Source organism: Niallia oryzisoli, assembly GCF_043641075.1.
Classification (GTDB): domain Bacteria; phylum Bacillota; class Bacilli; order Bacillales; family Cytobacillaceae; genus Bacillus_BD; species Bacillus_BD oryzisoli_A.
Genome location: NZ_JBHZRC010000001.1, coordinates 244,120 through 267,630 on the forward strand (window position 1 = coordinate 244,120; position 23,511 = coordinate 267,630).

26 protein-coding genes are annotated in these 23,511 nt (G+C 36.1%); 17 read left to right on the forward strand and 9 right to left on the reverse strand.

Features of this window, described 5'->3' with window-relative positions; genetic code table 11:
* Positions 1-462: a MarR family winged helix-turn-helix transcriptional regulator gene (locus ACHUFV_RS01290; RefSeq protein WP_394231713.1), complete on the reverse strand. Its 462-nt coding sequence runs from the start codon at positions 460-462 to the stop codon at positions 1-3.
* A gap of 378 nt (positions 463-840) precedes the next feature.
* Between ACHUFV_RS01290 and cyoE the strand changes: the two genes are divergently transcribed.
* The 3 genes from cyoE to ACHUFV_RS01305 all read left to right on the forward strand — a co-directional run bounded on the left by cyoE (position 841) and on the right by ACHUFV_RS01305 (position 4,219).
* Positions 841-1,773 carry a heme o synthase gene (gene cyoE, locus ACHUFV_RS01295; RefSeq protein ID WP_394231715.1) on the forward strand — a complete coding sequence of 311 codons (933 nt, stop codon included), beginning with the start codon at positions 841-843 and terminating at the stop codon, positions 1,771-1,773.
* 281 nt (positions 1,774-2,054) lie between these two features.
* Positions 2,055-3,050, forward strand: a complete 996-nt coding sequence (locus ACHUFV_RS01300; protein WP_394231717.1) for an NAD(P)H-dependent flavin oxidoreductase — start codon at positions 2,055-2,057, stop codon at positions 3,048-3,050.
* 209 nt (positions 3,051-3,259) lie between these two features.
* The gene (locus ACHUFV_RS01305) at positions 3,260-4,219 is read left to right on the forward strand and encodes a glycine-rich domain-containing protein (protein ID WP_394231719.1); all 960 of its coding nucleotides are present in this window, start codon (positions 3,260-3,262) and stop codon (positions 4,217-4,219) included.
* Between the two features lie 79 nt (positions 4,220-4,298).
* Here ACHUFV_RS01305 and ACHUFV_RS01310 read toward each other — a convergent pair whose 3' ends face one another.
* Positions 4,299-5,288, reverse strand: a complete 990-nt coding sequence (locus ACHUFV_RS01310; RefSeq protein WP_394231721.1) for an NAD-dependent epimerase — start codon at positions 5,286-5,288, stop codon at positions 4,299-4,301.
* Positions 5,289-5,596: 308 nt separating this feature from the next.
* On the opposite strand from ACHUFV_RS01310, the gene ACHUFV_RS01315 reads away from it, so the two are divergent.
* Both ACHUFV_RS01315 and ACHUFV_RS01320 read left to right on the forward strand, forming a co-directional pair.
* Positions 5,597-6,697, forward strand: coding sequence for a CotS family spore coat protein (locus tag ACHUFV_RS01315; RefSeq protein ID WP_394231722.1), 1,101 nt, complete (start codon positions 5,597-5,599; stop codon positions 6,695-6,697).
* Between the two features lies 1 nt (position 6,698).
* Complete coding sequence (locus tag ACHUFV_RS01320) at positions 6,699-8,117, forward strand: glycosyltransferase family 4 protein (protein ID WP_394231724.1); 1,419 nt, start codon at positions 6,699-6,701, stop codon at positions 8,115-8,117.
* A 233-nt stretch (positions 8,118-8,350) separates the two neighbouring features.
* Here ACHUFV_RS01320 and ACHUFV_RS01325 read toward each other — a convergent pair whose 3' ends face one another.
* Entirely contained in the window at positions 8,351-8,941 is a 591-nt protein-coding gene (locus tag ACHUFV_RS01325; RefSeq protein ID WP_394231726.1) for a guanylate kinase, read from the reverse strand.
* Positions 8,942-9,449: 508 nt separating this feature from the next.
* Between ACHUFV_RS01325 and ACHUFV_RS01330 the strand changes: the two genes are divergently transcribed.
* Positions 9,450-9,818: a hypothetical protein gene (locus tag ACHUFV_RS01330; RefSeq protein ID WP_394231728.1), complete on the forward strand. Its 369-nt coding sequence runs from the start codon at positions 9,450-9,452 to the stop codon at positions 9,816-9,818.
* Positions 9,819-9,864: 46 nt separating this feature from the next.
* Here the strand turns inward: ACHUFV_RS01330 and ACHUFV_RS01335 are convergent, their stop codons facing one another.
* Positions 9,865-10,299, reverse strand: a complete 435-nt coding sequence (locus tag ACHUFV_RS01335; protein ID WP_394231730.1) for a DUF2383 domain-containing protein — start codon at positions 10,297-10,299, stop codon at positions 9,865-9,867.
* 169 nt (positions 10,300-10,468) lie between these two features.
* Here ACHUFV_RS01335 and ACHUFV_RS01340 point away from each other — a divergent pair, with 169 nt between their 5' ends.
* The 4 genes from ACHUFV_RS01340 to ACHUFV_RS01355 all read left to right on the forward strand — a co-directional run bounded on the left by ACHUFV_RS01340 (position 10,469) and on the right by ACHUFV_RS01355 (position 16,342).
* Positions 10,469-11,476 carry a DUF3231 family protein gene (locus ACHUFV_RS01340; RefSeq protein WP_394231732.1) on the forward strand — a complete coding sequence of 336 codons (1,008 nt, stop codon included), beginning with the start codon at positions 10,469-10,471 and terminating at the stop codon, positions 11,474-11,476.
* 106 nt (positions 11,477-11,582) lie between these two features.
* Positions 11,583-12,548: a UV DNA damage repair endonuclease UvsE gene (gene uvsE, locus ACHUFV_RS01345; RefSeq protein ID WP_394231734.1), complete on the forward strand. Its 966-nt coding sequence runs from the start codon at positions 11,583-11,585 to the stop codon at positions 12,546-12,548.
* A 131-nt stretch (positions 12,549-12,679) separates the two neighbouring features.
* Positions 12,680-13,015, forward strand: a complete 336-nt coding sequence (locus tag ACHUFV_RS01350; protein WP_394231736.1) for a zinc ribbon domain-containing protein YjdM — start codon at positions 12,680-12,682, stop codon at positions 13,013-13,015.
* A 123-nt stretch (positions 13,016-13,138) separates the two neighbouring features.
* Positions 13,139-16,342, forward strand: a complete 3,204-nt coding sequence (locus ACHUFV_RS01355; RefSeq protein ID WP_394231738.1) for a DEAD/DEAH box helicase — start codon at positions 13,139-13,141, stop codon at positions 16,340-16,342.
* Positions 16,343-16,427: 85 nt separating this feature from the next.
* On the opposite strand, the gene ACHUFV_RS01360 is transcribed toward ACHUFV_RS01355, so the two are convergent.
* On the reverse strand, positions 16,428-16,604 hold the full coding sequence (locus ACHUFV_RS01360; protein ID WP_394231740.1) for a hypothetical protein: 177 nt from the start codon (positions 16,602-16,604) through the stop codon (positions 16,428-16,430).
* A gap of 175 nt (positions 16,605-16,779) precedes the next feature.
* Here ACHUFV_RS01360 and crcB (ACHUFV_RS01365) point away from each other — a divergent pair, with 175 nt between their 5' ends.
* Together crcB (ACHUFV_RS01365) and crcB (ACHUFV_RS01370) are read left to right on the forward strand one after the other, a co-directional pair.
* The gene (gene crcB / locus ACHUFV_RS01365; protein ID WP_394231742.1) at positions 16,780-17,166 is read left to right on the forward strand and encodes a fluoride efflux transporter CrcB; all 387 of its coding nucleotides are present in this window, start codon (positions 16,780-16,782) and stop codon (positions 17,164-17,166) included.
* The gene (gene crcB, locus ACHUFV_RS01370; RefSeq protein ID WP_394231744.1) at positions 17,163-17,534 is read left to right on the forward strand and encodes a fluoride efflux transporter CrcB; all 372 of its coding nucleotides are present in this window, start codon (positions 17,163-17,165) and stop codon (positions 17,532-17,534) included. Before crcB (ACHUFV_RS01365) ends, crcB (ACHUFV_RS01370) begins: the two co-directional genes overlap by 4 nt.
* Before the next feature lie 220 nt (positions 17,535-17,754).
* Here the strand turns inward: crcB (ACHUFV_RS01370) and ACHUFV_RS01375 are convergent, their stop codons facing one another.
* Positions 17,755-17,886, reverse strand: a complete 132-nt coding sequence (locus tag ACHUFV_RS01375; RefSeq protein ID WP_394233339.1) for a diguanylate cyclase domain-containing protein — start codon at positions 17,884-17,886, stop codon at positions 17,755-17,757.
* Between the two features lie 134 nt (positions 17,887-18,020).
* Positions 18,021-18,176, reverse strand: coding sequence for a hypothetical protein (locus ACHUFV_RS01380; protein WP_394231746.1), 156 nt, complete (start codon positions 18,174-18,176; stop codon positions 18,021-18,023).
* A gap of 231 nt (positions 18,177-18,407) precedes the next feature.
* Between ACHUFV_RS01380 and ACHUFV_RS01385 the strand changes: the two genes are divergently transcribed.
* Both ACHUFV_RS01385 and ACHUFV_RS01390 read left to right on the forward strand, forming a co-directional pair.
* Positions 18,408-19,331, forward strand: coding sequence for a DMT family transporter (locus tag ACHUFV_RS01385; protein ID WP_394231748.1), 924 nt, complete (start codon positions 18,408-18,410; stop codon positions 19,329-19,331).
* 24 nt (positions 19,332-19,355) lie between these two features.
* The gene (locus tag ACHUFV_RS01390; RefSeq protein WP_394231750.1) at positions 19,356-19,871 is read left to right on the forward strand and encodes a GNAT family N-acetyltransferase; all 516 of its coding nucleotides are present in this window, start codon (positions 19,356-19,358) and stop codon (positions 19,869-19,871) included.
* Between the two features lie 39 nt (positions 19,872-19,910).
* Here the strand turns inward: ACHUFV_RS01390 and ACHUFV_RS01395 are convergent, their stop codons facing one another.
* Positions 19,911-20,735 (reverse strand): aldo/keto reductase, encoded by an 825-nt coding sequence (locus ACHUFV_RS01395; RefSeq protein WP_394231752.1) that lies wholly within the window; start codon positions 20,733-20,735, stop codon positions 19,911-19,913.
* 182 nt (positions 20,736-20,917) lie between these two features.
* Here ACHUFV_RS01395 and corA point away from each other — a divergent pair, with 182 nt between their 5' ends.
* The 3 genes from corA to ACHUFV_RS01410 all read left to right on the forward strand — a co-directional run bounded on the left by corA (position 20,918) and on the right by ACHUFV_RS01410 (position 23,007).
* The gene (corA, locus tag ACHUFV_RS01400; protein ID WP_394231754.1) at positions 20,918-21,871 is read left to right on the forward strand and encodes a magnesium/cobalt transporter CorA; all 954 of its coding nucleotides are present in this window, start codon (positions 20,918-20,920) and stop codon (positions 21,869-21,871) included.
* Between the two features lie 33 nt (positions 21,872-21,904).
* A complete protein-coding gene (locus ACHUFV_RS01405; protein WP_394231755.1) occupies positions 21,905-22,195 on the forward strand; it encodes an HNH endonuclease in 291 nt (96 codons plus the stop codon).
* A 257-nt stretch (positions 22,196-22,452) separates the two neighbouring features.
* The gene (locus tag ACHUFV_RS01410; protein ID WP_394231757.1) at positions 22,453-23,007 is read left to right on the forward strand and encodes a hypothetical protein; all 555 of its coding nucleotides are present in this window, start codon (positions 22,453-22,455) and stop codon (positions 23,005-23,007) included.
* 83 nt (positions 23,008-23,090) lie between these two features.
* Here the strand turns inward: ACHUFV_RS01410 and ACHUFV_RS01415 are convergent, their stop codons facing one another.
* Positions 23,091-23,348, reverse strand: a complete 258-nt coding sequence (locus ACHUFV_RS01415; RefSeq protein WP_394231759.1) for a GlsB/YeaQ/YmgE family stress response membrane protein — start codon at positions 23,346-23,348, stop codon at positions 23,091-23,093.
* Positions 23,349-23,511: the final 163 nt, after the last annotated feature.

Sequence of the window (23,511 nt, forward strand, 5' to 3'; positions counted from 1 at the left end):
TTATTCCCCCAAATTTTTATCTTTTGTAGCCAATATAATGTTATTTAATTTTTCATAGGTTTTCATAAATGCTTCAATTTCCGTTTGATCGAATTGGGTAATAAACGAAGCTACTAATTTGTGAATTCTAGAATCCGATTGCTTGAAAACTTCTTTCCCTTCATTTGTTAATGTTAAATAAATAATCCGGCGATCTTTTTCATCTCTGGTTCGCTTGATAAGACCTTTATCCCATAAGCGATTGATGATAGCTGTAATCGCACTTTTATTTACATGAAAAATTTCGGCAAGCTCTGAGGTAGTACATACTTCTACTTTGTTAATGTACCTGAGCATATATTGTTGATCATTCGTTAAATCACCGCTAATTTGTCCTTTAATTAGGCTTTCAACATTCTTTTCAATTGAGTAATTAAGATCAATGTATTGGTCGACTAAATTTTTAATTTCTATTTCATCCAAAAATGGTTCACCTCTCAAATAGTTAAATGATTGAACTATTTACTTTTTCAACTTTAATACAGATTGTATACTTTGTAAACTATATTCAATAGCCTTACTCTAGCAATAATTAAGGATATAAAAGTAAGATTTGACGATATTCAATTAGATGAATATTTTGAAGACAATAATATAGAAAAATGTTGTCGAAATGAGGTATAATATATCATAATAATGTTGTTAAAGTTAGTAATTTCACATACTGAAATAATCAGTTGTATTACGTATATCAATAGATTTCAAATTAGGATAGATAAGATCAACTTATTCAGTTGAATAGTAAAGTGAGAAAGAACTCCTAGATAGACCTAATAGGAGAAATCAGGGGGAGAAAATATAATGAGGGAAACTGTCTCAACAGCATTGGAACGAAATGAAAAGGCATATCATGTACAGGAACGAACGCTCAAAACAATTATAACGGACTTGACGTCTCTTTTAAAAGGTCTCGTTTTAATTGTAAACGTATTGCCTGTATTAACCGGATTTTGGCTTGCATTATACTTTACAGAAGCGTCAATATTAGAGTATTGGGATGTTTTATTAATTACGATGATTGGAAGTACCTTTGTCATTGCTGGTGCATTAGCATTAAATAACTGGTATGAAGTAGATCTTGACAGGGTCATGGAAAGAACAAAATATCGACCAACGGTTACTGGACACTTTTCGATGAATGCAGTCTTGACAATGGGGATTGTTTTTACCGTTTTAGGCTTTGCTTTTTTATTTTTCACATCGATAGAAGCGGTCGTGTACACATTTATTGGCTGGTTTACCTATGTTGTACTGTATACTATGTGGTCAAAACGAAAATATACTCTTAACACAATGATTGGGGCAGTTTCAGGAGCTGTTACACCATTAATGGGCTGGACTGTAGTTGCACCTGGCTATCATATCGTTCCGATCACATTGGCTTTAATTATTTTTCTTTGGCAAATGCCGCACACGTTCGCGATTGCGATGAGAAGATATGACGAATATAAGCGGGCAGGAGTTGCCATGCTTCCGGTAGTGCATGGATTTGAAGTGACAAAACGTCAAATTGTTGTTTATATTCTTACTCTGCTTCCATTGCCATTCTTTCTAGGTTCGTTAGGAACAGCTTTTGTCGTGATTGCAACATTGCTAAACATTGTCTGGGCAATCATGGCCATACGTGGATTATTTATGAACAAGGATATAAAATGGGCAAATCAGATGTTTTTTTATTCCGTGAACTATATCCTCATTTTATTTATTTTGATGATGGTCGTGACGGGATTATAAAAATAGGATAGCTGAATCTAGCAATACATGCTGTGATGAAACACACAATAGTATAGTAGTTGTAACCCCCAAAATAGTATATAAGCAAAAAGAGACTTCATAAGATGAGGTCTCTTTTTTGCTTATATTAAAGAGTGTATTTTTCACTATAAAACCTATGAAAACAAGGTAATCATCTACTTCTATTACCTAATGACAAACGTCACTAGTGGAGAAAATAATCACATGCTACACTTCTCGTTAGTTATAGCAAAATAATGAATGAGAAACGGGGAATAACAATGAACTTTCCACAATTAACAATCGGACATATGGCTCCAAAGCTTCCGATACTGCAAGGCGGCATGGGGGTTGGGATATCGCTTAGCAAACTTGCATCAGCCGTTGCGAATGCTGGAGGTATCGGTATCATTTCGGGAACTGGTATTCCTGTTGAAGAAATGCGAAGACATATAAGACTTGCCAAGGAAGCCGTGAAAGGATCTGGATATATCGGAGTTAATGTTCTATTTGCAATGAATGATTTTGCAGAAAAAATGAAAGCGGCGCTTGAAGAAAAGGTGGATTTCATCATATCGGGTGCTGGAATTTCAAGAGATATGTACGCTTGGGGAAGAGAGGCAGGCATTCCGGTTCTTTCGATTGTTTCCTCCGCAAAATTAGCAAGAATATCTCAAAAGCTTGGAGCAGCAGCTGTTGTTGTGGAAGGGTTTGAGGCAGGCGGACATCTTGGTACGGACCGGCCAATGTTTGACATACTTCCTGAAGTAGTAGAGGCGGTTTCCATTCCGGTTATTGCTGCAGGAGGAATCATGACAGGGGAGGATATTGCGAAAGCACTTGCAATGGGTGCATTAGGTGTTCAAATGGGTACAAGGTTTGTGGCTAGTCATGAATGCGATGCTCCATTAGCCTTTAAACAAAAATATGTGGAGTCTCGCAAAGAGGATACCATTCTTGTAAAAACTACTGTAGGATTACAGGGAAGAGTCATTGCCAATTCATTTTCTGATAAAATTGCCGGGGAAAGCAAAGTAAAAATAGAGAAATGTCATGATTGCCTAAAAAATTGCTCTTATCGTTTTTGTACACTTGATTCATTATATAAGGTAGTTGATGGGGATGTGGATAATGGACTCGTATTTGCAGGTGCCCGAGTTCACGAAATAAAGGAAATTCTCTCAGTTCAACAAATTATGGATAAGCTTTCAGAGGAATATACAAAAACTGTAATAAAAGAGAAAGAATATTCAATAAACAATCTAGTTTGTTCCTAATTATTTATTATACAAGAATTTTTTTAGCACCTGTACAAGACAGGTGCTTTTCGTATTTTAATGGAAATGAAATGAAACTTTACGGCATTTCATTCGTATAATTTTTTGTATAGTCATTATTTTTGAATATTTCTGATTTATAATCTTGTTCTATAGTGTTTTTATTTATTTTCTACATATTGTTTAGTTATTTAGAAAGGGGAGAGGTAATGCTTGATGGACTAGTAGGTTTATTCTTTCTTATTTTAATGGGTGTTATGGTAATAATCTTCTTATCATCTAAGAGAAAAAGTAGAAAATTGAAGAATCTGCCGATCCCGGATCACCTAGGTGTTCGAGCTGAAATATATCTGCCAGCTGTTAATGTATTGGAACAGTCTTTGCCAGAGTCTTATAAGGAAGCTGTAAAAAACCGCATTTTGAAAAAACATCCTGATTGGCATGACTATGAGTTCGAGTGGATTTTTTTTGAATTGAAGCGGTTCTTCCTGATAAATACCCTGCTTAAATCGGTACCAATGTTCAGTACACGTGTGGACGATCTTTGGCATGAAATGCTGATGTTTACACGGGAATATGAACTATTTTCAAAGAACGTCTACCATGAATTATTACACCATGTTCCGAATCCTGATCATCCATTTATGTCAGAGGAAAGAGGTTTCTTTGATTGGATTTATTTAAGTTTATTCGATACAACACCAAACAGTAGGGACATATGGGGAGGATTTCTGCAGCAGCCGATTAACCGTGCAATCCTTGATGATTTTCGTAAAATGCCAAATGACGATTTAATGAGAAAATATTTTCGGAACAATTCTGATTTGCGGGAGATGAATAGGGTTGTGATCCGTAAGCTAAAGAATGAGATCTTTGAATCTGATGATGTAAAACAAGGGAAAAAATCGCTTGCTATCCCTCCAACCTCATCGGAACAACATTATTTCCAATATGCGCTTGGTGCGGCCGTTTTTTATTCCATTTATGAAGATGACCAATTTCAGGAACAGATGCAGGAATGGCAACCTAGTGAATATTACAAAACCCATCCGGGAGGAGGCTCTTCCTGTTCCGGTTTTGCCTGCAGCACCTCAAACGACTATGACTCGGGGGGTGGAAATGGAGGGGACTCAAGTTGTTCCAGCTGTAGTGGAGGGTGCAGCAGCTAAATTGAAAAGAGCTGTCAAAAAGTCAGTTTTCACTGATTGTCTTGACAGCTCTTCTTTGTTAATACAGTAACAATGCAAGCTATGAAATTTTGTAGTATTCTTTATACCATTGGACAAACCTTTTTATTCCTTCTTCAATTGATACTGCAGGAGCAAACTGAGTGTCTCTAATTAAATCATCAATATCAGCAAACGTTTCAGGTACATCCCCTGGCTGAATAGGCATTAGTTTCTTAATGGCTTTCCTTCCCAGCTGATTCTCAAGCAGCGTAATCATCTCATTAAGCTGTACCGGCTTATGGTTTCCAATATTGTAAACTTTATAAGGCGGCTGAATTGCTTTTGGAGGTCCCATTTTCATTAGCCGAATAATGGATTCCACTACATCATCGATATACGTAAAGTCTCTTTTCATATTGCCGTAATTAAAGATTTCAATAGGCTGTTGCTTCATGATTGCATTGCTGAAGGAGAAAATCGCCATATCAGGCCTTCCCCAAGGTCCATAAACAGTGAAGAACCGTAATCCGGTTGTCGGGAGCTGAAAAAGATGGCTGTAGGTGTAGGCCATTAGTTCATTTGCTTTTTTTGTTGCAGCATACAAACTGATGGGGTGATCAGTACGGTCATCTTTAGAAAAAGGAATCTTTTCATTTCCTCCATAGACAGAGCTTGAAGACGCATAGAGTAAATGTTCAATTTGATGCTTTTTACAGCATTCTAATATATTAAAAAAGCCAACAAGATTGGATTGAATGTATGTGTGGGGATTTGTTAAGCTGTAACGTACACCTGCTTGTGCTGCAAGATGTACAACTACATCAGGTTTAAATTGTTCAAACATACCTTCAAGTAATTCAAGATTTTCCATTGATCCTTTAATAAAAGAAAAATGAGGATATCTTGAAAGAACCTTTAAACGATCTTCCTTTAAGCTGATATCGTAATAACTATTCACGTTATCAATCCCCGCAACACTATACCCTTCTTCTAACAAACGCTTTGATAAGTGAAAACCTATGAAGCCTGCACATCCAGTGATTAATATCCTGCTTGAGGTTCCCAGCATAATTCGCTTCCTTTCTATATGAAATTCACTAAGAGCATAATTTCCTACTATACTATGTCTTGAATTTGAATTCGTACGAGCATATTATCTATATTCCATCAATCGTTTTATGAAATTTTACAATGTAAGGGAAGTTGTCCAAACAGGTTACTAAATTCAAACATAAACTAATGAAGAGCATATGCCTAAATAGTAAAGTTCCAGATGCAACATAGTGAATTAGACGTTCCATTCAAACTGAAATAGCATTCAATGACAGGAAGAGTATTGCTCAATAGGAAAATATGACTCAAATAAGGAGGCTCTTTATGGAAGAGGTATTTATTGAACCGTGGGAAGTCGATGAAACGATCCATGAAGAATTTTATGTACCCGATTATATTACCCAGATCGGCTACAAGGTTCTAGAACAGTATGACTTGTCAGTGAAAAGCATGGTGGTCGTTACAACAAAAGCAGATAAGGGTGGAGCGATATGGAAGCTTGAGACTAACGCAGGACCAAAAAGCTTTAAACTGTTACATCGCAGGCCTACTCGCAGCTTATTTAGTTTAGGCGCACAGGAATATTTAGTTGATGTGCAGAAAGCCAAAGTACCCCCGATTATCAAAACAAAGGATGGCCAAAATTATGTTGAAGCAGGAGGAAAGTTATGGTTTGTTGCAGAATGGATTGAGCCTCTGTTTCCTGTGACAAAGGATCTCGAAGGAGCGAAACAGCTTTGTCATGCTTTAGGTGAATTTCATCGATTAAGTAAAGGATATGTTCCACCTGAACAGGCAGAAACAGCTTCAAGATTATACAAATGGCCAAAATCATATGAAAAGATCGTTAATAAAATGGATTGGTTTCGTACCATTGCAAATGCTTACAATGATTTGCCAGCAAGCTCACATTTATTAAATGTTGTTGATACTTTCGAAACCCAAGCTATTAATAGTTTGGATAGATTACAACAATCACAATATTACAACTTAGTTCAAAGCGGGAATGAGAGCTGGGGATTAGTGCATCAAGATTATGGATGGTCAAATGGGCAAATGGGTGCTGATGGTATGTGGATAATAGACTTGGATGGTGTTGCCTATGACCTGCCAATTCGCGATTTAAGAAAATTAATTTCAGGAACAATGGCTGATTTATTAAGATGGGATACAACTTGGGTGCGCGAGATGATTAGGGCATACCACGAAGCAAATCCGATATCACCAGAGCTATATGAAGTATTATTAATTGATTTATCTCTCCCTACTGAATTTTATAAGAATATAAAAGAAGTAGTCTATGAACCAGAACTTTTCCTTAATGATCCAGCAACCGTTGCTCTAATTCAAACAATTGTTGACACTGACCAGTCAAAGTGGCCTGTATTAGAAGAAATTAAAGATGACTGGAAGGGAGGAAATTAACATGAAGGTATTAATGATTTGTACAGAAAAACTTCCAGTTCCTCCAGTACTTGGCGGGGCAATACAAACCTATATTTCTGGGATTCTTCCATATTTACGCAGTCACTATGATATTACGGTGTTGGGAGTAAATGATCCGTCCCTGCCAGATTCTGAAACAATTGATGGAATTCATTATGCACGGATTCCTGGTAAGGTTTTCGAAATTTACAAGGATGAAGTAGTAAAATATCTAGAATCCAATCAATTTGATTTAATTCATATCTTTAATCGACCCCGCCTTGTTCTTCCTGTAAGAAACGTTGCACCAAATGCTAAGATTACGTTAAGTATGCATAATGATATGTTCTATCCTCAAAAGATTAATCCTGAAGAAGCAGCTGCTGTTATTCAAGAGGTAACCAATATTGTCACAATTAGTAAATATGTAGGAAATGTAATTAGAGAATTATATCCAGATGCTGACTCCAAGCTTCGTCATATTTATTCTGGTGTAGATTCCAATCAATTTTTACCTGGAAATCACTCTAACATGCAAAAAACTCGTAATGAAATTCGCAAAGCACACGGCTTAGAAAATAAAACGGTTATCCTGTTTGCTGGGAGATTGTCACATAACAAAGGGGTAGATCGTCTTGTACGGGCATTACCCTCGCTTGCAAAAAAGCATAAGGATTTAGCGTTAGTCATTGTTGGCAGTAAATGGTTCAGTCAAAATGATATAACTGATTATATTGCATACGTTAAATCATTAGTGAATAAGCTGCCAATTCCAGTTGTTGCAACAGGGTTTATTTCCCCTAACGAAATCCAAAACTGGTTTGGTGCAGCAGACCTATTTGTCTGTACCTCATTATGGCAGGAGCCGCTTGCACGTGTTCATTATGAAGCAATGGCAGCAGGTTTACCAATCGTCACAACTTCAAGAGGAGGAAATCCCGAAGTTATCATGTCAGGAGAGAATGGTCTTGTTGTAGAAAACCCGGATTCACCAGCAGGCTTTGAAGAAAAATTGAATGAAATACTATCAAACAAAGCGGCTATGAAAAAAATGGGGGAAAAAGGGAGAGAACTGGCTGTTTCTATCTATAATTGGGAACGGGTAGCAAAGGAAGTACTTGAAGTATGGGAACAATCATTCAATACTCCACTTGTGGAAGAAATGTCTGAAGGACAAATGGAAACGTCAACAGTAGAGGAAGTTATGAATCAGGATGAAACGGAAATCAAAGAAATAGATAGCCAAGAAACGGTAGCAACAGTGATAGAGCAGACAGAAGAGGAGAATTCATTGGTGGAAGATACGAAAGATGAAAAAGAAAAGGCGAAGAAGGAGAAAAAGAAAAAAGCAAAGAAAGAGAAAAAGGCAGAAAAAAAGAAAGAAAAGAAAGATAAAAAAACAAAGAATTCTAAAAAGTGACCATCGTTAGTGTAAAAAGAAGCCGTAATCCGATAAACGGAAACGGCTTCTTTTTTGTTGGGATTAAATTGTTAGATGAATACTGAGGGCTGCATTAGAGGTAAAGCATTCATTAACTAAAGAATTTAGCAGGTATGGAAATCTGACCAGATGGTCTGGTACGTTGCCCCTTTATTGTTAGGGACACAGTACCACCATAGGAGTTCCAACAAGCCTTAAAAACTTTTCTAATTTTAATAATCAGTAACGATAATATCTCGATCGAGGAATTTTTCAATTACTTCACTGATTTGAAACGAAGCCTGTGGAAGATCAAAGTTTTCAAAGCTATGCTCACATTCGTTTTTATAAAGCATTGTATCGTGGTAATGATTCATATGGCGGATGATGTCTTCATCGCTTTCATGACGTGCCTTTAATCTTTCTAACACAGTATCACGATCAGCGAAAATAAAGAATCTCATGACACGGTCTCCATACATTTTCTTTAACTTTTCAGTACCCTCAGGATTTAATGTTAAGTATACTAAATTATGATTCTCAAACGCTTTAACTACATCTTCTTCACGAATTCCATAATGGAATCCATCGATTTCAACACTTTCAAGAAATTCTTCTTTAGCTTCCATTATTTTAAAGTTCTCATCGCTGACAAAATAATAGTCCTCACCGTTTTGCTCGTAGTGGCGAGGCGGACGTGTTGTATAAGATAAGACAGTTTCCATATCAAATGTAGTGGCAACCATTTTAGCAATCGTTTTTCTTCCAGAGCCATCTGGACCAGTATAGATGAATAATTTCTCTTTTCCTTTGATATTGTACATAGATGTACCTCCTTTAATAATTTATGCAAAAGCCACAAAGTGGCATTTTGTTCATGTGAAAGTTTCTACATGGATTAATTAATTCCATGCAGAAATGACTTTATCATAGAAATAGATTTGTCACAATTATTAAGAATTTTGCTAATTCTCTTTAATAATTGCTATATTAGAGCATGGAAAATGGTATTCTAATAATGTAAGGAATTGTTGCTTTGTACGATTTGCTGCAAAGACAAGCGGAATGATAAGCGAATCCCTAATGATTATTAGGTATAATCTAGTTAAATTTAGGGTGATAAATACATTATATCAGATATTAGTAAAAAGTTTAATAATTCTGACTATTTTTTTAAAAAAAATTTTAACTATTTTTGTTAATATATTCACAAGGGTTCAGGAATACAGGAATAATAAAAGGACAATAACAGAAATACGGAAGAATGTATTTCAAGAAGCATCGTATACTATTACTAACATATAAAATTTTGATTTGATCTGAGGTGTAATCATGGCAAGGGTATTACATTTTGGTGATGAAGAGCTTATTTTAAAATTAACTGGATTTATTTCATACTTTGCATTAGAACGGAAAATAATCATGCCTTATCGAATGATAAAGAATGTATATGTAGATTATTTTCAAGCACATCAAATGATGTTGAGAATGCCTGGTACTTCCATTCCTACATTAAATATTTATGAAGGAAGTTTTAAGTATGCAAATGACTGGTATTTTCTTTCATATGAACGAGTACAGCCATTAATTTTTATTGAACTGGACGGACATAAAAAATATCGGTATGTCATCTTTCAAATGGAAAATCCCACTGCTACTGCAGCAGAAATACGCAGACATTTATTAAAATACACCGATTAATGGAAACAGGTGAGTCTCCTTTTTAATATTTATTTATAGATTAATATCACGAATGAATCATTTGCTGAAGCTGCTCATTAAGTAATTCAACATGCTGTTCATCAACCCGAAGAATCCTTTCTACTAATTGTTTGCTTTCAAAGTCCAAATCACCTTTCAGGATTTGCTGTGACACCTCAATTCCCCTTGTTTCTCCTGCTAATGCATCCTCCACAATATGTGTGTCTCCCTTTGTTTTATCTCTTAGGTTTTTAGCCCATTCAATCAGTGTTCCCTTTACTCCGGGATTATCAACCGGTATGCCCCCGAGATTTTGGATTCTTTCTGCAGTCATAAGTGCATGCTGTTTATGCTGCTGCTGTATTTGCTGGAGTGTATGCTTTAATTCAGGATTTTCACAATGATAAATATATTTTTCATAAGCGTGAATAGCCATATAATTTCCTTCAAGAAATTGGTTCAATTCATTTATAACGTTCATGGAATTAACCTCTTTTCGGATTAAGATAATGAAAAAATTTTGTATTGACCTTATTTTGTGTAACTTTTATAAAAATAGTCATTCGTTAAGGGGTATTGAAAGTTGTGAAATGAACATATTAATTCCACTTAAGGGCAACTTATGAGAGTACTGAGTAGGAGGTAATAATATGGATAAAATTAACTATTCCTTCGGACTGACATCAACAGAACTTGGCAAGCTTTGGGTTACATATACGGGAAATACAATGGCTAAATGTGTTCTAGGCTATTTTCTTAGCCAGGTTGATGATGAGGATATTAAGAACGTGCTTGAAGATGCCTTCAATTTATGTGAAAGCATCATCGATAACATTACCACGATATACAAACAAGAAAACGTTCCAATTCCGATTGGTTTTACAGAGGAAGATGCGAATATAGACGCTCCGAGGCTATTCTCAGATAGATTTTATTTACATTACCTGAAATATACAAGTAAAGCGGGTATGAACATTTATACGATTGCAATCCCTTTAATGACTAATACAGACATAAGAGACCTTTTTATTCGTATCCTTCATTCAACAGTTGAACTTGTCACACAAGTGAACGATGTATTAATGCAAAAGGGCTTTTTGATTAAGCCTCCGATCATTCCAATTCCGGAAAAGGTGGAGTTTGTAAAAAAACAAGGCTACTTGAATGGTTTTTTCGGCAATGTTAGGCCACCACATGCTCTTGAAATTACGCATCTCTACGATAATATTGAAAACAATGTCACAAGTAAGGCACTGCTTATAGCTTTTAGTCAAGTTGCTAAATTTGAGGAAGTTCAAAAGTTTTTGATAAGAGGGAAGGAGATTACAACAAAACATATAGAAGCAGCTTCACAGTATTTAAATCGAGATAATCTGCCGTCGCCGTTATTATTGGATGATTTAGTGAGCACAAGTACGTTTGCTCCTTTTTCCGATAAATTAATGATTTGGCATAAAATTGATATGTTTTCGATGAAGGTAAGAACATATGCGAATGCATTGTCACTTAATGGCAGAAGGGATATTGGTGCTATGTATACGAAATTTATCATGGATATTGGGATTTTTGTAGAAGACGGAGCCAATATTATGATTGATCATGGCTGGATGGAGCAAGCACCCCAAGCGGTTGATCGAAATAAGTTAATGAAGGAATAAATGATGATGATATCAACGAGAAAACCTTTACCGTATGCCGATATAGGTTTTCTAATTAGAGGTTTGATTTCTATTTAATCGCCATACTGTTAGTGAGGTGTATATCATGACAGTTGTTCGACTTGGTTATGTAGCCATGAGTATGGAGCTGCAAAATGCATCTCCGTCGCAAACGATGACCTTTGCCCAGTTCCAAAAAATAAGAGACAGAGAAGCGGCCATTCGCAAATTAGAGCGGATTGCGATTTCCAATTTAGAACATACGCTAAGGCTCCTTAGACATAATGCGTTTAGTGACATTCACTTTTACCGTTTAACTTCACGGTTGATTCCGCTCGCAAACCATGAAGAGCTCCTTGACTGGGATTATATGAAACCGTTAAAAAAGAAATTGCTTGAAGTGGGTGAGTTTGCTAAGAAAAACGATATGAGAATCGATTTTCATCCAGATCATTTTGTGGTTATTAACTCTGATAAAAAGGACGTTTTAAAAAATTCAATAAAGACACTTAAGCTGCATTACATGCTGTTAAAAAATATGGAGATTGACCCAGAGCATCGCTGTGTACTTCATGTAGGGGGAAATTACAAGGAAACAGACAAATCATTGGAGCGGTTTGTGGAAAATTGGATGGTGGTTCCTAGTTCAATTCAAAAAATGATTATGCTTGAAAATGACGACACATCCTTTACAGTTGATGATACTCTTTATCTATGCGAAAAGTTAGGCATTCCACTTGTATTTGACTATCATCATCATCTTGCACACCATCGAAATGAAAAATGGCAGGAGAATTGGGAGAGAATTGTTACTACCTGGAAAGATTCTCCTTTGCCGATAAAAATGCATATTTCGAGCCCGAAAAATGAGCAGGAATTTCGACATCATGCAGACTATATTGATAGTGACATGTTTTTTCGGTTTTTAAAGGAGATAAAAGGAACTGTTTCACAGATTGATTGTATGATTGAGGCTAAAATGAAGGATCAGGCTTTGTTCAAATTAATGGAAGATGTTGAAAAACGAAATGACATTGAGATTATGGATGGTTCTTCTTTCCGTTTAGTATAGAAATGGGATATTTTGTAATTTCTGAAATGATTCCGAAAATTATGGAGAAATTTCCTTCGGCACAAGGTATAATAGACAGGTTGATGTAAATTTAACCTTTCAAATATTCAAATGTAATGGAGGAAATGATGATGTCAAAATTACCTAATTGCCCGGAGTGTAATTCTGAATATACATACGAGGATGGAAGCCTGCTTGTTTGTCCGGAATGTGCTCATGAATGGACATTAGAAGCAGAAAGCAGTGGAGATGAAAAGGTCATAAAGGATGCAAATGGCAATGTGTTAAGTGATGGAGATACCGTTACAGTCATCAAGGACCTTAAAGTTAAAGGATCTTCTTCGACGTTAAAGCAAGGGACAAAAGTGAAAAATATCCGTTTAGTTGATGGTGATCATGATATAGATTGCAAAATTGATGGATTTGGGGCAATGAAATTAAAATCTGAATTTGTAAAAAGGGTATAGTAGAAAAAAACGTCATTAAGCACCAGTCTTAATGACGTTTTTTTATTTTATGAATCCCTCTGTATAATGGTATAATATCTTTTTGTAAAACCAACCGAAATTCCTCTGGAAGGAGAGGCCTATATGAATACCCAATTAAATCAAAAAATCATAAAAGAAATGTGTGGCACTGCCTCCTTCAAAAGAGGAGATGTCTATTATCGAAACAAAAAAGTTACATTTACAAATTATAGCTCCGAATCCTGTAAGGCCATTGTTAGCGGGAACGAGGAATTTTTTGTGAATATTGAACTGGAGGATTCCAATCATCTTAAAGCTTCATGCAGCTGTCCGAAGCTTGCTTCCTTTCAAAAAGACTGTCAGCATATTGCTGCTGTTTTAATAGCTATATCCCATTTTCAAAAACAAGGAATAAATCCAGATACTGTTTTGATGAACCAACCAGAAATAGGAAATAAAGAGCTGACAGAGGGTCTATTAAGTCTATTTAATCAAAAAAAGACCCCGCCAATCAGTAAAAAACGTCATTTTGAAGATCGAAAAATACTTGAAGCTGAGTTTATCTGTAAAATTTTAACCATCGACAATCAATTAATGCTTGCTATTCAAGTCAAAATTGAACAGATAGAAATCACGAATATCAGGGAGTTTCTCAAAATGGTACAACAGGGTAACACCTTTGTGCTTTCCAACGTTATGACATATGATCCTAGTCTTTATTGCTTTCTTTTAGAAGATGATGCTGTCCTTCGACAGCTGTTTATGATTCTCGAAAATGAAAACCTATATATAAATTCACACTACACAGAAATGGAAGCGGACTATAAAAACTTTTTAATGATTCCTCCGACTTCATGGGAGCCGCTTATTCCTGTGCTTGAGAAGGCACCTCATTCGAAGCTGGAGCATAACGGTAAGGATCATAAACTAACGGTTATAGAAGAAACTCTTTCGCTTCAGTTCAAATTTGTTGAAGAACATGACAAAGGCTTCCAACTGAACATTAGTGGTTTACATAATCTGATTATTTTACCCTCCTATCAGTTGGTTTTATCAGAAGAAAAACTAATCAGGTTGCAGCAAGAGGATTTTAACCGTCTGGTTGAATTAAAGGATATGCTTGCCACTACTGGTACCAATCAAATACCTGTTCCAAAAGAGCAGATTTTTCTGTTTCTCGAAAAGGTTATTCCTGGTTTGAAAAGAATAGGGGAGGTTCAGCTACCGGAAAGCATGACCGAAACTCTGAGGAGAACACCGCTTAAGGCCAAACTTTATTTAGATCGTGTCAACAATCGCCTTCTGGCAGGTCTCGAATTTCATTATGATCAAATTATTATTAATCCATTGGAGAACCGCTCCATTAAGACATTTGTCGTAAGAGACAGTGAAAAAGAGGCACGAATTCTCCAGCTCATGGAGGAAAGCTCCTTTGCCAGAAATGATAGCGGCTTCCTATTATACAATGAAGAATTGGAATATGAGTTTTTATACCATGTACTCCCAAAGCTTCAAAAAATAGTGCAAATTTATGCAACAACAGCCGTCCGAAATCGAATGTTTCGGGGCAATCCCCGTCCAAAAATTAGAGTAAAGGCCTATAAGGATCGCATGAATTGGCTGGATTTTACGTTTGATTTGGACAGCATTCCACAAAATCAAATAAAGGAAGTTCTTGCCGCATTAGAGGAAAAACGAAAATATTATCGTCTGAGGGATGGCTCATTGCTATCCTTAGAGACAAGAGAATTTGAGGCATTAAAGAAATTTCTTTACACCATTCCAGATGAGTTTGATTATTTGGAGGATGGGTTCCAGGTAAGCACGATTCAAGGACTACGTATGTTAGAATCGGTTGATGTTCAAGAGGTATTTACCATTGAGGAATCGTTTCGTAGATTTTTAGATGAGATTGAGCATCCTGATCGCTTGAACGTGAAAGTTCCGGAAAAGCTGGATACCATCATGCGTGATTATCAAAAGCATGGCTACAAGTGGATGAAGATGCTGGCACATTATGGGTTTGGCGGTATTTTAGCAGACAGTATGGGACTTGGGAAAACATTGCAAAGTATCGCTTATATTTATTCTGAGCTTACTATTATTCGACAAAAGAAAAATCCAGTACTAATCGTTTGTCCATCCTCTTTGACCTATAATTGGCTTAGCGAACTGCTGAAATTTACTCCGGAAGTACAGGCAATTGTTGTTGATGGCTCCATAAAAGAAAGAACGGAAATCATGAAGGATGCACTGGTGCAGGATGTTATCATTACTTCCTATCCATTGCTTAGAAAAGATTATAAATGGTATGAGAAACAAGTGTTTCATACCGTTTTTTTCGACGAAGCACAGGCTTTTAAAAATCCGACAACGCAAACCGCAAGAGCAGTAAAAAGAATTCAGGCCAACAACCGATTCGCTCTTACCGGTACACCGGTGGAAAATTCCCTTGAAGAGCTTTGGTCCATTTTCCATGTTGTGTTTCCCGAACTATTTCAGGGCTTGAAAGAGTACAGCAATATGACAAGGGAAAAGATTGCACGAAGAATACGTCCATTTTTACTCCGCAGGCTGAAAGAGGATGTACTGACAGAGCTTCCTAATAAAATGGAGTCCATCGAATCTGTTGAATTGCTTGCGGAGCAGAAAAAGCTCTATGCTGCTTATTTGGCAAAACTAAAACATGATACATTAAAGCATTTAGACAAAGAAACCATCCGAAAGAATCGCATTAAAATACTTGCGGGCATAACACGTCTAAGGCAAATCTGCTGTCATCCAGCTTTATTTGTGGATGGGTATAAAGGAAAATCAGCTAAATTTGAAAGGCTCTTGCAGCTTATTGAAGAATCGAAATTAGCAGGGAGAAGAGTATTGATATTTTCGCAGTTTACGAAAATGCTTGGCATTATCGGCCGGGAATTAGCGGAGGAGGGAGTACCTTTTTTCTATCTTGACGGGCAGACGCCTTCAGAAGAAAGGCTGGAGTTATGCAATCGATTTAATAGGGGAGAACGGGATTTGTTTCTTATTTCTTTAAAGGCAGGCGGAACGGGCTTAAATTTAACTGGTGCTGATACGGTCATTCTGTATGATCTATGGTGGAATCCAGCTGTAGAAGCACAGGCAGCAGATCGGGCTCACCGGATTGGACAGGAGCAGGTCGTACAGGTGATCAAGCTTGTTGCCCGCGGTTCAATCGAAGAAAAAATCAATGAACTGCAGGAAAAAAAGAAGGATATGCTGGAAAAGGTGTTGAACCCCGGAGAGAACGGTGCAGCCACACTAACAGAAGACGATATTCGCGAACTTTTGATGATATAACTGCAAAATATTATTTTTACATTATGTGCTAATTACACAAAAATAGGTGGTTCTTCTTTGCTATGAAGAAAAAAGAAGAGTACCATTACTCTTCTTTTTTTTTCATCTCAATATTGTCTAGTTTGTATGAAATATCTCTTAAGATGACATTACGTTCTTTTTGAGTTTTGATAAAGCTTACAGCAACCCAAATAATAAAACCAAGAAATCCAAGATAAACAATCATCATTAGGATGAAAGGAATAATAGCTAGTGCCTCCATGCAAGTGCCTCCAATTTCGAAGGTTAAGAACCTTCATTATTATATGGAAATTATAGCACAAGACTTGTGAGAATTGCTTTAAGGATTTCGTTATCTGCTAAATGAATGATTATTTACGATTTTAGACAGTGAAATTGATAAGTTCTCCGGCGATAGTGCCAGAAAGAAGGATACCATGAATATATTATTCGTCATGATTGGAGGATTTTTAGGCAGTATTTCAAGATACAGCATAGGGGAGTGGATCCATTCCGGTAATGGCTTTCCATTCGCAACCTTAACCATTAATCTAATTGGCTGTTTTATTCTTGGCTGGTTCCTGACCTATGCAGTCCACGCTCGAAAAGTAACGCATAAGATGACTCTTTTGATTGGAACTGGTTTTATCGGTTCATTCACTACCTTTTCAACCTTCTCAGTTGAAACACTGACATTATTCCAAATTGGCTTGGTTGGACAAGCCACCCTATACGTTTTCACCTCCATTATTGTCGGTATTCTTTTAACCTTTTTAGGCCATAAACTTGCATTATCTCGTAAAAGTGAGGCGGTTGAGGAATGATTTGGTTAATCGGAATCGGTGGGTCACTTGGAAGTGCAATCCGTTTTTTATTAAGCAGCTATATAAAAGAACAGTTTCAAAACGAGCGCTATTTTCCACTAGGAACATGGATGATTAACGTGTCAGGGTCATTCATACTAGGTATATTGACCAATCTTCATTTGACAGAGAGAATAAGTGAATGGATATGGTTTCTATTAGGAGTTGGTTTCTGCGGCGCCTATACTACTTTTTCTACTTTTGGATATGAAGTTATTACTTTAATAGTAGCAAAGAAAGAGATCCTAGCGATTCTATACGTTATCACTTCAGTGATAGCCGGAATTTTGGCCGCTTCGATTGGTTTTTTATTTGTGAATTTTGTATGAGGACCATTTTGGTCCTTAAAATAATAACATGCATTTCTATTTACTAATAACATTATGTGCTAAATACACAATAAGAAATGATAGATTCCGCCCAACAGATTGAATAAAACTCTTTTTCCATCATACGAACAGTATTTAAATAAATGAAAAAACGTTCTTTGATTTAAAAAGCAAGAGTACAGGAGCTGTGAGTTGCTACTCATAGCTCCTGTACTCTTATTTAATCAAATTCAACACGGTTTCTTCCCTTTTGTTTGGCCTTATACAATGCTTTATCAGTTTTGAGGATTAGACCGTCTGGCTGATCGTGTTTGCTTGGCCGCATGGTAGAGACACCCATACTAACGGTAATAAAAGTTTAAAATAGAATGGAGGAAGAATTGGAATACTTTTTACGAAGGAAAATACTATTTATTGAAGTTAGTATTCTCCTAGCCTCGGTAGCGCTAAATGAATAAAAGACTGCCACTTAAGGCAGCCCTCTTTTTAATGACTTGATAAATGTTTCATGTTAGACTCTTCTATCGGAACATGCTTTGGCTTTTCTGGATAGGAAGCTTTACCGTTGTCATCCGGACCAGTAAGGGTATTCCGTTGATCAAGAACCTTCCCAGTATACTCAATAGGATTTCGATCTGTCATTTTTTCCACCTCCATTTTATAGGATGGTTGAAATAGCTATACAAATGACAGGTAAGAATTTCCATGTTAGATAAAAGGGTTTATTCAAAAAAGATTGTTGTCGTGATTTTTATATCTTATTTTCTGTAGCATGTAATCGCATTTTCAATTTATTAAAAACTAAAGCAAAGGAAAACGATTTATTGATATAATATTAGTTGTGAATACTAATGATAGAAACGGAGATATCATATGAAAGATACTAGCATGCGTGGAGAACTCCTTCTTACCATAACAGCAATCATTTGGGGAACTTCTTTCGTAGCCCAGCGTGTAGGGATGGACTATATCGGTCCCTTCACTTTTACAGCAACTAGATTCTTAATTGGTACGCTTTCATTAATACCTATTATTCTTATCATGGGCAGGTTAAATAAAAATAAGCAAAAGGATCATACAAGGTTTGGCACAAAAAAAGATCTTCTCATTGGAGGGTTAGCCTGCGGCGTTGCCCTGTTTTTCGGTATTTCCTTTCAACAGGCTGGGCTAGTTTACACAACAGCCGGAAAAGCAGGATTTATTACTGCGTTGTATATCGTACTAGTTCCGCTTTTAGGAATTTTTCTACATAAAAAGGTGAGTAAGCGTGTGTGGATTGGTGTTGCATTAGCTGTTGTCGGACTCTATTTATTATGTATCACTGAAGGGTTTAAGATATCAAAAGGTGATTTTATCGTTCTATGCGGCACTGTATTTTGGGCCAGTCATATTTTGATAATCGATCATTTTGCACCGAAAGTTGATGGGTTAAAAATGTCTTTCATTCAGTTTTTTGTTGCATCAATCCTGTCTCTTGTTGCTGCGTTATCTGTAGAAACAATCAAGTTATCTTCCATTCTTGATAGTGCAGGACCGATTCTTTATACAGGGATTGTTGTAGTAGGAATAGCTTATACCTTTCAAATCCTTGGACAAAAGGGCACAAATCCAACTGTATCAGCCATTATTTTAAGTATGGAATCGGTATTTGCCGTGCTATCAGGGATGGTTTTACTTGGCGAAAGTATGGCACTTAAAGAAATAATCGGCTGTGTTATCATGTTTATCGCTGTCATAATTGCTCAGCTTCCCTCAAGAAAGGAACCTGTGATAAGAGAGAAAAAGAATGTCATTTGATCTTAAAAAGGAAAGGATAAAATAATGATGATTAGAAAAGGGAACAAGGCAGATTTGCCCGCTATCATGAAAATGGTGGGAGATACAGTACAAATTATGAAAGAAGAACAAAATGATCAATGGGATGAAAAATATCCAACAATGTCTATTATTGAACATGATGTGCAAAATGGATCATTGTATGTTTATGAAGAAAATGAGCAAGTAGTAGGTTCAATTACTGTTGATACGAATCTACCAAATGAATACCTTGACATTCCATGGAGCCAGGAGATTCCATCCTATACCTTTCATCGGCTTGTTATAAGTGCTGCAGTGAGGGAAAAAGGGATTGCATCAAGCTTAATTTCCCATGCTGAGAAAGTTGCTATGCAACATAATACACCATATATGAAAATCGATACGTATTCGTTAAATAAAAAGGCTCAAGCATTATTTGAAAAAAATGGGTACGTTAAGGCAGGGGAGATGACCTTTCACGGTAAAGAGAATCCCTTTAATTGTTACGAAAAAATTCTCTCTGACAAAGTTAATAATTAAAAAAAGAAGCGATGTTTTATCGCTTCTTTTTTTCATACTTTATCTTATATTAAAATCATTTGGTTCTGGACCTTTACGGCGGTTACGGTTAAGGTTATGTATTTCTTCCATTTCTTTTTGGGATAATTCAAAATCAAACACGTTGAAATTTTCTTCTATTCGGGATGGAGTGACCGATTTAGGGATCACGATTGTATTATTCTGCAAATGCCACCTAAGGATTGTCTGTGCCGTTGTTTTCTCATGTGCTGCGGCAATTCGTTTAATAACAGGGTCCTCTAACGCTTCTCCGCCTTGATCAAGCGGACTCCAAGCCTCCACATAAATATTATGTGAATGACAAAAATCCTTGATGTCCTTTTGTGAAAGATATGGATGACATTCAACTTGATTTAGGACTGGTGTAATTTCACATTCATTTATAATTTGTTCCAGGTGATTCTGATTAAAATTACAAACCCCTATGGCTTTTACACGCCCATCACGATAAAGTTTTTCTAATGCTTTATATGTTTCAACATACTGATCATATTGTGGTGTTGGCCAGTGAATAAGATACAAATCAACATAGTCTAAACCGAGTCTTTCCAAACTTTTTTCATAGGCCGTGATACTATTGTCAAAGCCCTGATCAGTGTTCCAAACCTTTGTTGTAATAAAAAGCTCTTCACGAGGTATTGAGGATTCATGAATAGCTTTTCCAACTCCTTTTTCGTTTTCATAAATCATTGCCGTATCAATTGATCGATAGCCTACCTCGAGTGCCTTTGCAACAGCAACCGCTGCTTGATCATCTGGAACCTGCCATACCCCGAAACCTAACTGCGGCATTTTTAAGCCATTATTCAAGGTTACAAAATTCATTGTGTAACTCTCCTTTATTAGAAAATAGATAAAATTTATCTTCTATAGATTAACGTTATAAAGGAAGAATTTCAAATTTAGGATAGAATGATACAAATTGTAAAAACTAAACTGTTGAAAGGATAATTTCAAGAAAGGATGATCAACAGTATATCCTTTAAATAGAATAAGGGTGTGCGCAGATGATACGAATGGTTGGAGTTACGCATGAGAATGAATTAGTAACAGATCTCACTATAAAGAATGCCAATTTCTCATCCTATAAATGGTATTGGGTTGATTTTAATCAGCCCAGCGAAGAGGATATCCAGCATTTAACGGAAAGTTTCCATTTTCATCCGCTTGCCGTTGAAGATTGCATACACAGACCTCAGCGTCCGAAATTGGATTATTATGATGACTATACATTCTTTGTCACCCATATCGTAAAAGAGGATGAGAAAGAAATTATTAAAGAAGAGTTAAATTTTTTCATTGGCGAGCATTATATCGTTACATTTCATCGGGAGTCGGTTCATGAAGTCAACCAGGTATGGGACCGTTTATTAAATAAAAATAAGCTGGAACAATGGGATCCATATTATGTGTTTTATGATATTCTTGACAAAATTGTTGATAACTACTTTCCGCTTATGTACAAAATAGAAGATGAATTAGACAAAATTGAAAGTAATACACAAAACAAATCAATGGATCATTTAATGAATGAACTATTTGATACGAGGCATATGCTACTAAATTTAAGACATTCGATAAACCCGATGCGGGACTTGCTATACCGTATGTTAAATTCACATCATTTACAAGGGATAAGGGACCGATGGGAATATTTTTCTGATATCCATGACCACTTATTAAAATTGTCGGATATGGTTCTGTCCAGCAGAGAATTAACTGCGGATATTCGCGACAGCTATCTCTCATTAAATTCACATCAGACCAATAATGTTATGAAGGTGCTAACAATTATTACATCAATTTTTGCACCGTTAACGTTTATTGCTGGAATTTATGGCATGAACTTTGAATACATGCCTGAATTGACCTGGAAATATGGGTATTTTTTAGCTTTAGGCATTATGGGTATCGTAGGTGTGCTGCTTTATCTTTGGTTTAAACGAAAGGGCTGGTTTTAACTATTTTCTTAAATTGAAATAAAAGGGGGACAAATGGTGGCTATCTGTGAGCTTTGTGGACGAAGCGGTGTAGAAACTACAGTCCATCATTTACTACCAAAAGAAAAAGGCGGCACATTTGGTGATAAAGCTGATTTATGTATTCCATGCCATAAACAAATACACGCGTTATATAATAATGAAGAAATTGCGGCACGTCTGACAACATTACAAGAATTAAGAAATGATGTAAAACTATCCTCATTCATAAAATGGCTTCGAAAACAACCACCTACTAAAATCATGAAAATAAAAAAGTCCAATCAACAGAAACGTAAAAAGTAGCAGCAGAAAAGGCTGATGCTGTACTGCTGATTATAGCTAAATTACAAAGTATACCTGGAAAAAGCTTGATATAAATTCAAGCTTTTTTAATGGAGAACGGTAGATTTATATAAGCCTAAAGTCCTATTAATCATTAAGCATTCAAAATATTCCCGGCATTTAACAAGGTCTAATAGACTAAATTGATTTTTTCATCCATATTATTATTTGAAAATTTGATATAATTTAAATAGTAGTTTAAATAGGGGGCTAAAATCATGAAAAAGGGGATTCAATTACTTATAATGTGTTTCATTCTTCTTAGTATAACAGCCTGTAGTTATCCGACAATGAGCGAGGCCATTCCGTATCAGGTGAATCAAATTATACATACTGAGAAAATGAACGATATTTCAATAGTTTTATATGATACGATAACGGAATTAGAGGAATTTACAGACAAAACCAAACCCGTCTTAGGAGTCGCTTTTCTAAAAGGCGATTCAAAGGATGGTTGGGATAATGTAGGTCCTAACGGATGGAAAAATAAGGGAAATGACCAAATAACAATCTATAAAGAGGATTTTCGTGATTATGATAAGGAGGGCAATATAACTTCAGATCTTTCCATTATGTATGGGGAAATCGTTAGTCCCGAAATCAATAAAATTGAAACACTTGCTGTCGGAGAAACAGACAAATACAATGAAGCCATAATGATAGAGAAAAACAAAAAACGTTACTATTTAGCAATCGGTAAGAAAACGAGTATAAAAGCTTTATCAGCCAATGGTGACACTATTTACCAGGAGGATTGGGTTTTAGAAGACTAAAAGTTTCTATATAAGTAAAAGGAGACATAGCGTCTCCTTTTTTTATGGAATAGGCATAGTAAGAAAGACAGTAAAATGGATTTTTATTTTGAAAAAACCTCACTGATAAGCCCGACAATTACAACAACAATAACGGCACCGATAACTGCGGGAATTAAATAAAAGCCTGCAATGACGGGTCCCCATGCACCAAATATACCGTGTCCAATCCAAGTCCCAATAAATCCGGCAATAATTGAACCAAACACACCACCGGGCATGTCAAAAGGAACTAGTTTCTCCGCAACATAACCAATCATTAATGAAACAATGATGGAAATAATAAATGCTGTAACACTCATTTACAAAACTCCTTTTTCTCAATATATGCCTGACAGCTATTATTGGTATGGGAACAAACTAACTATTTGGATATATGTTCTCGAATTTGCAAATACCTATCAACTGTCCTTTAGAATGTAAGTACGGAAATAATAAAGTAATTACTTACATTCTATATTGACA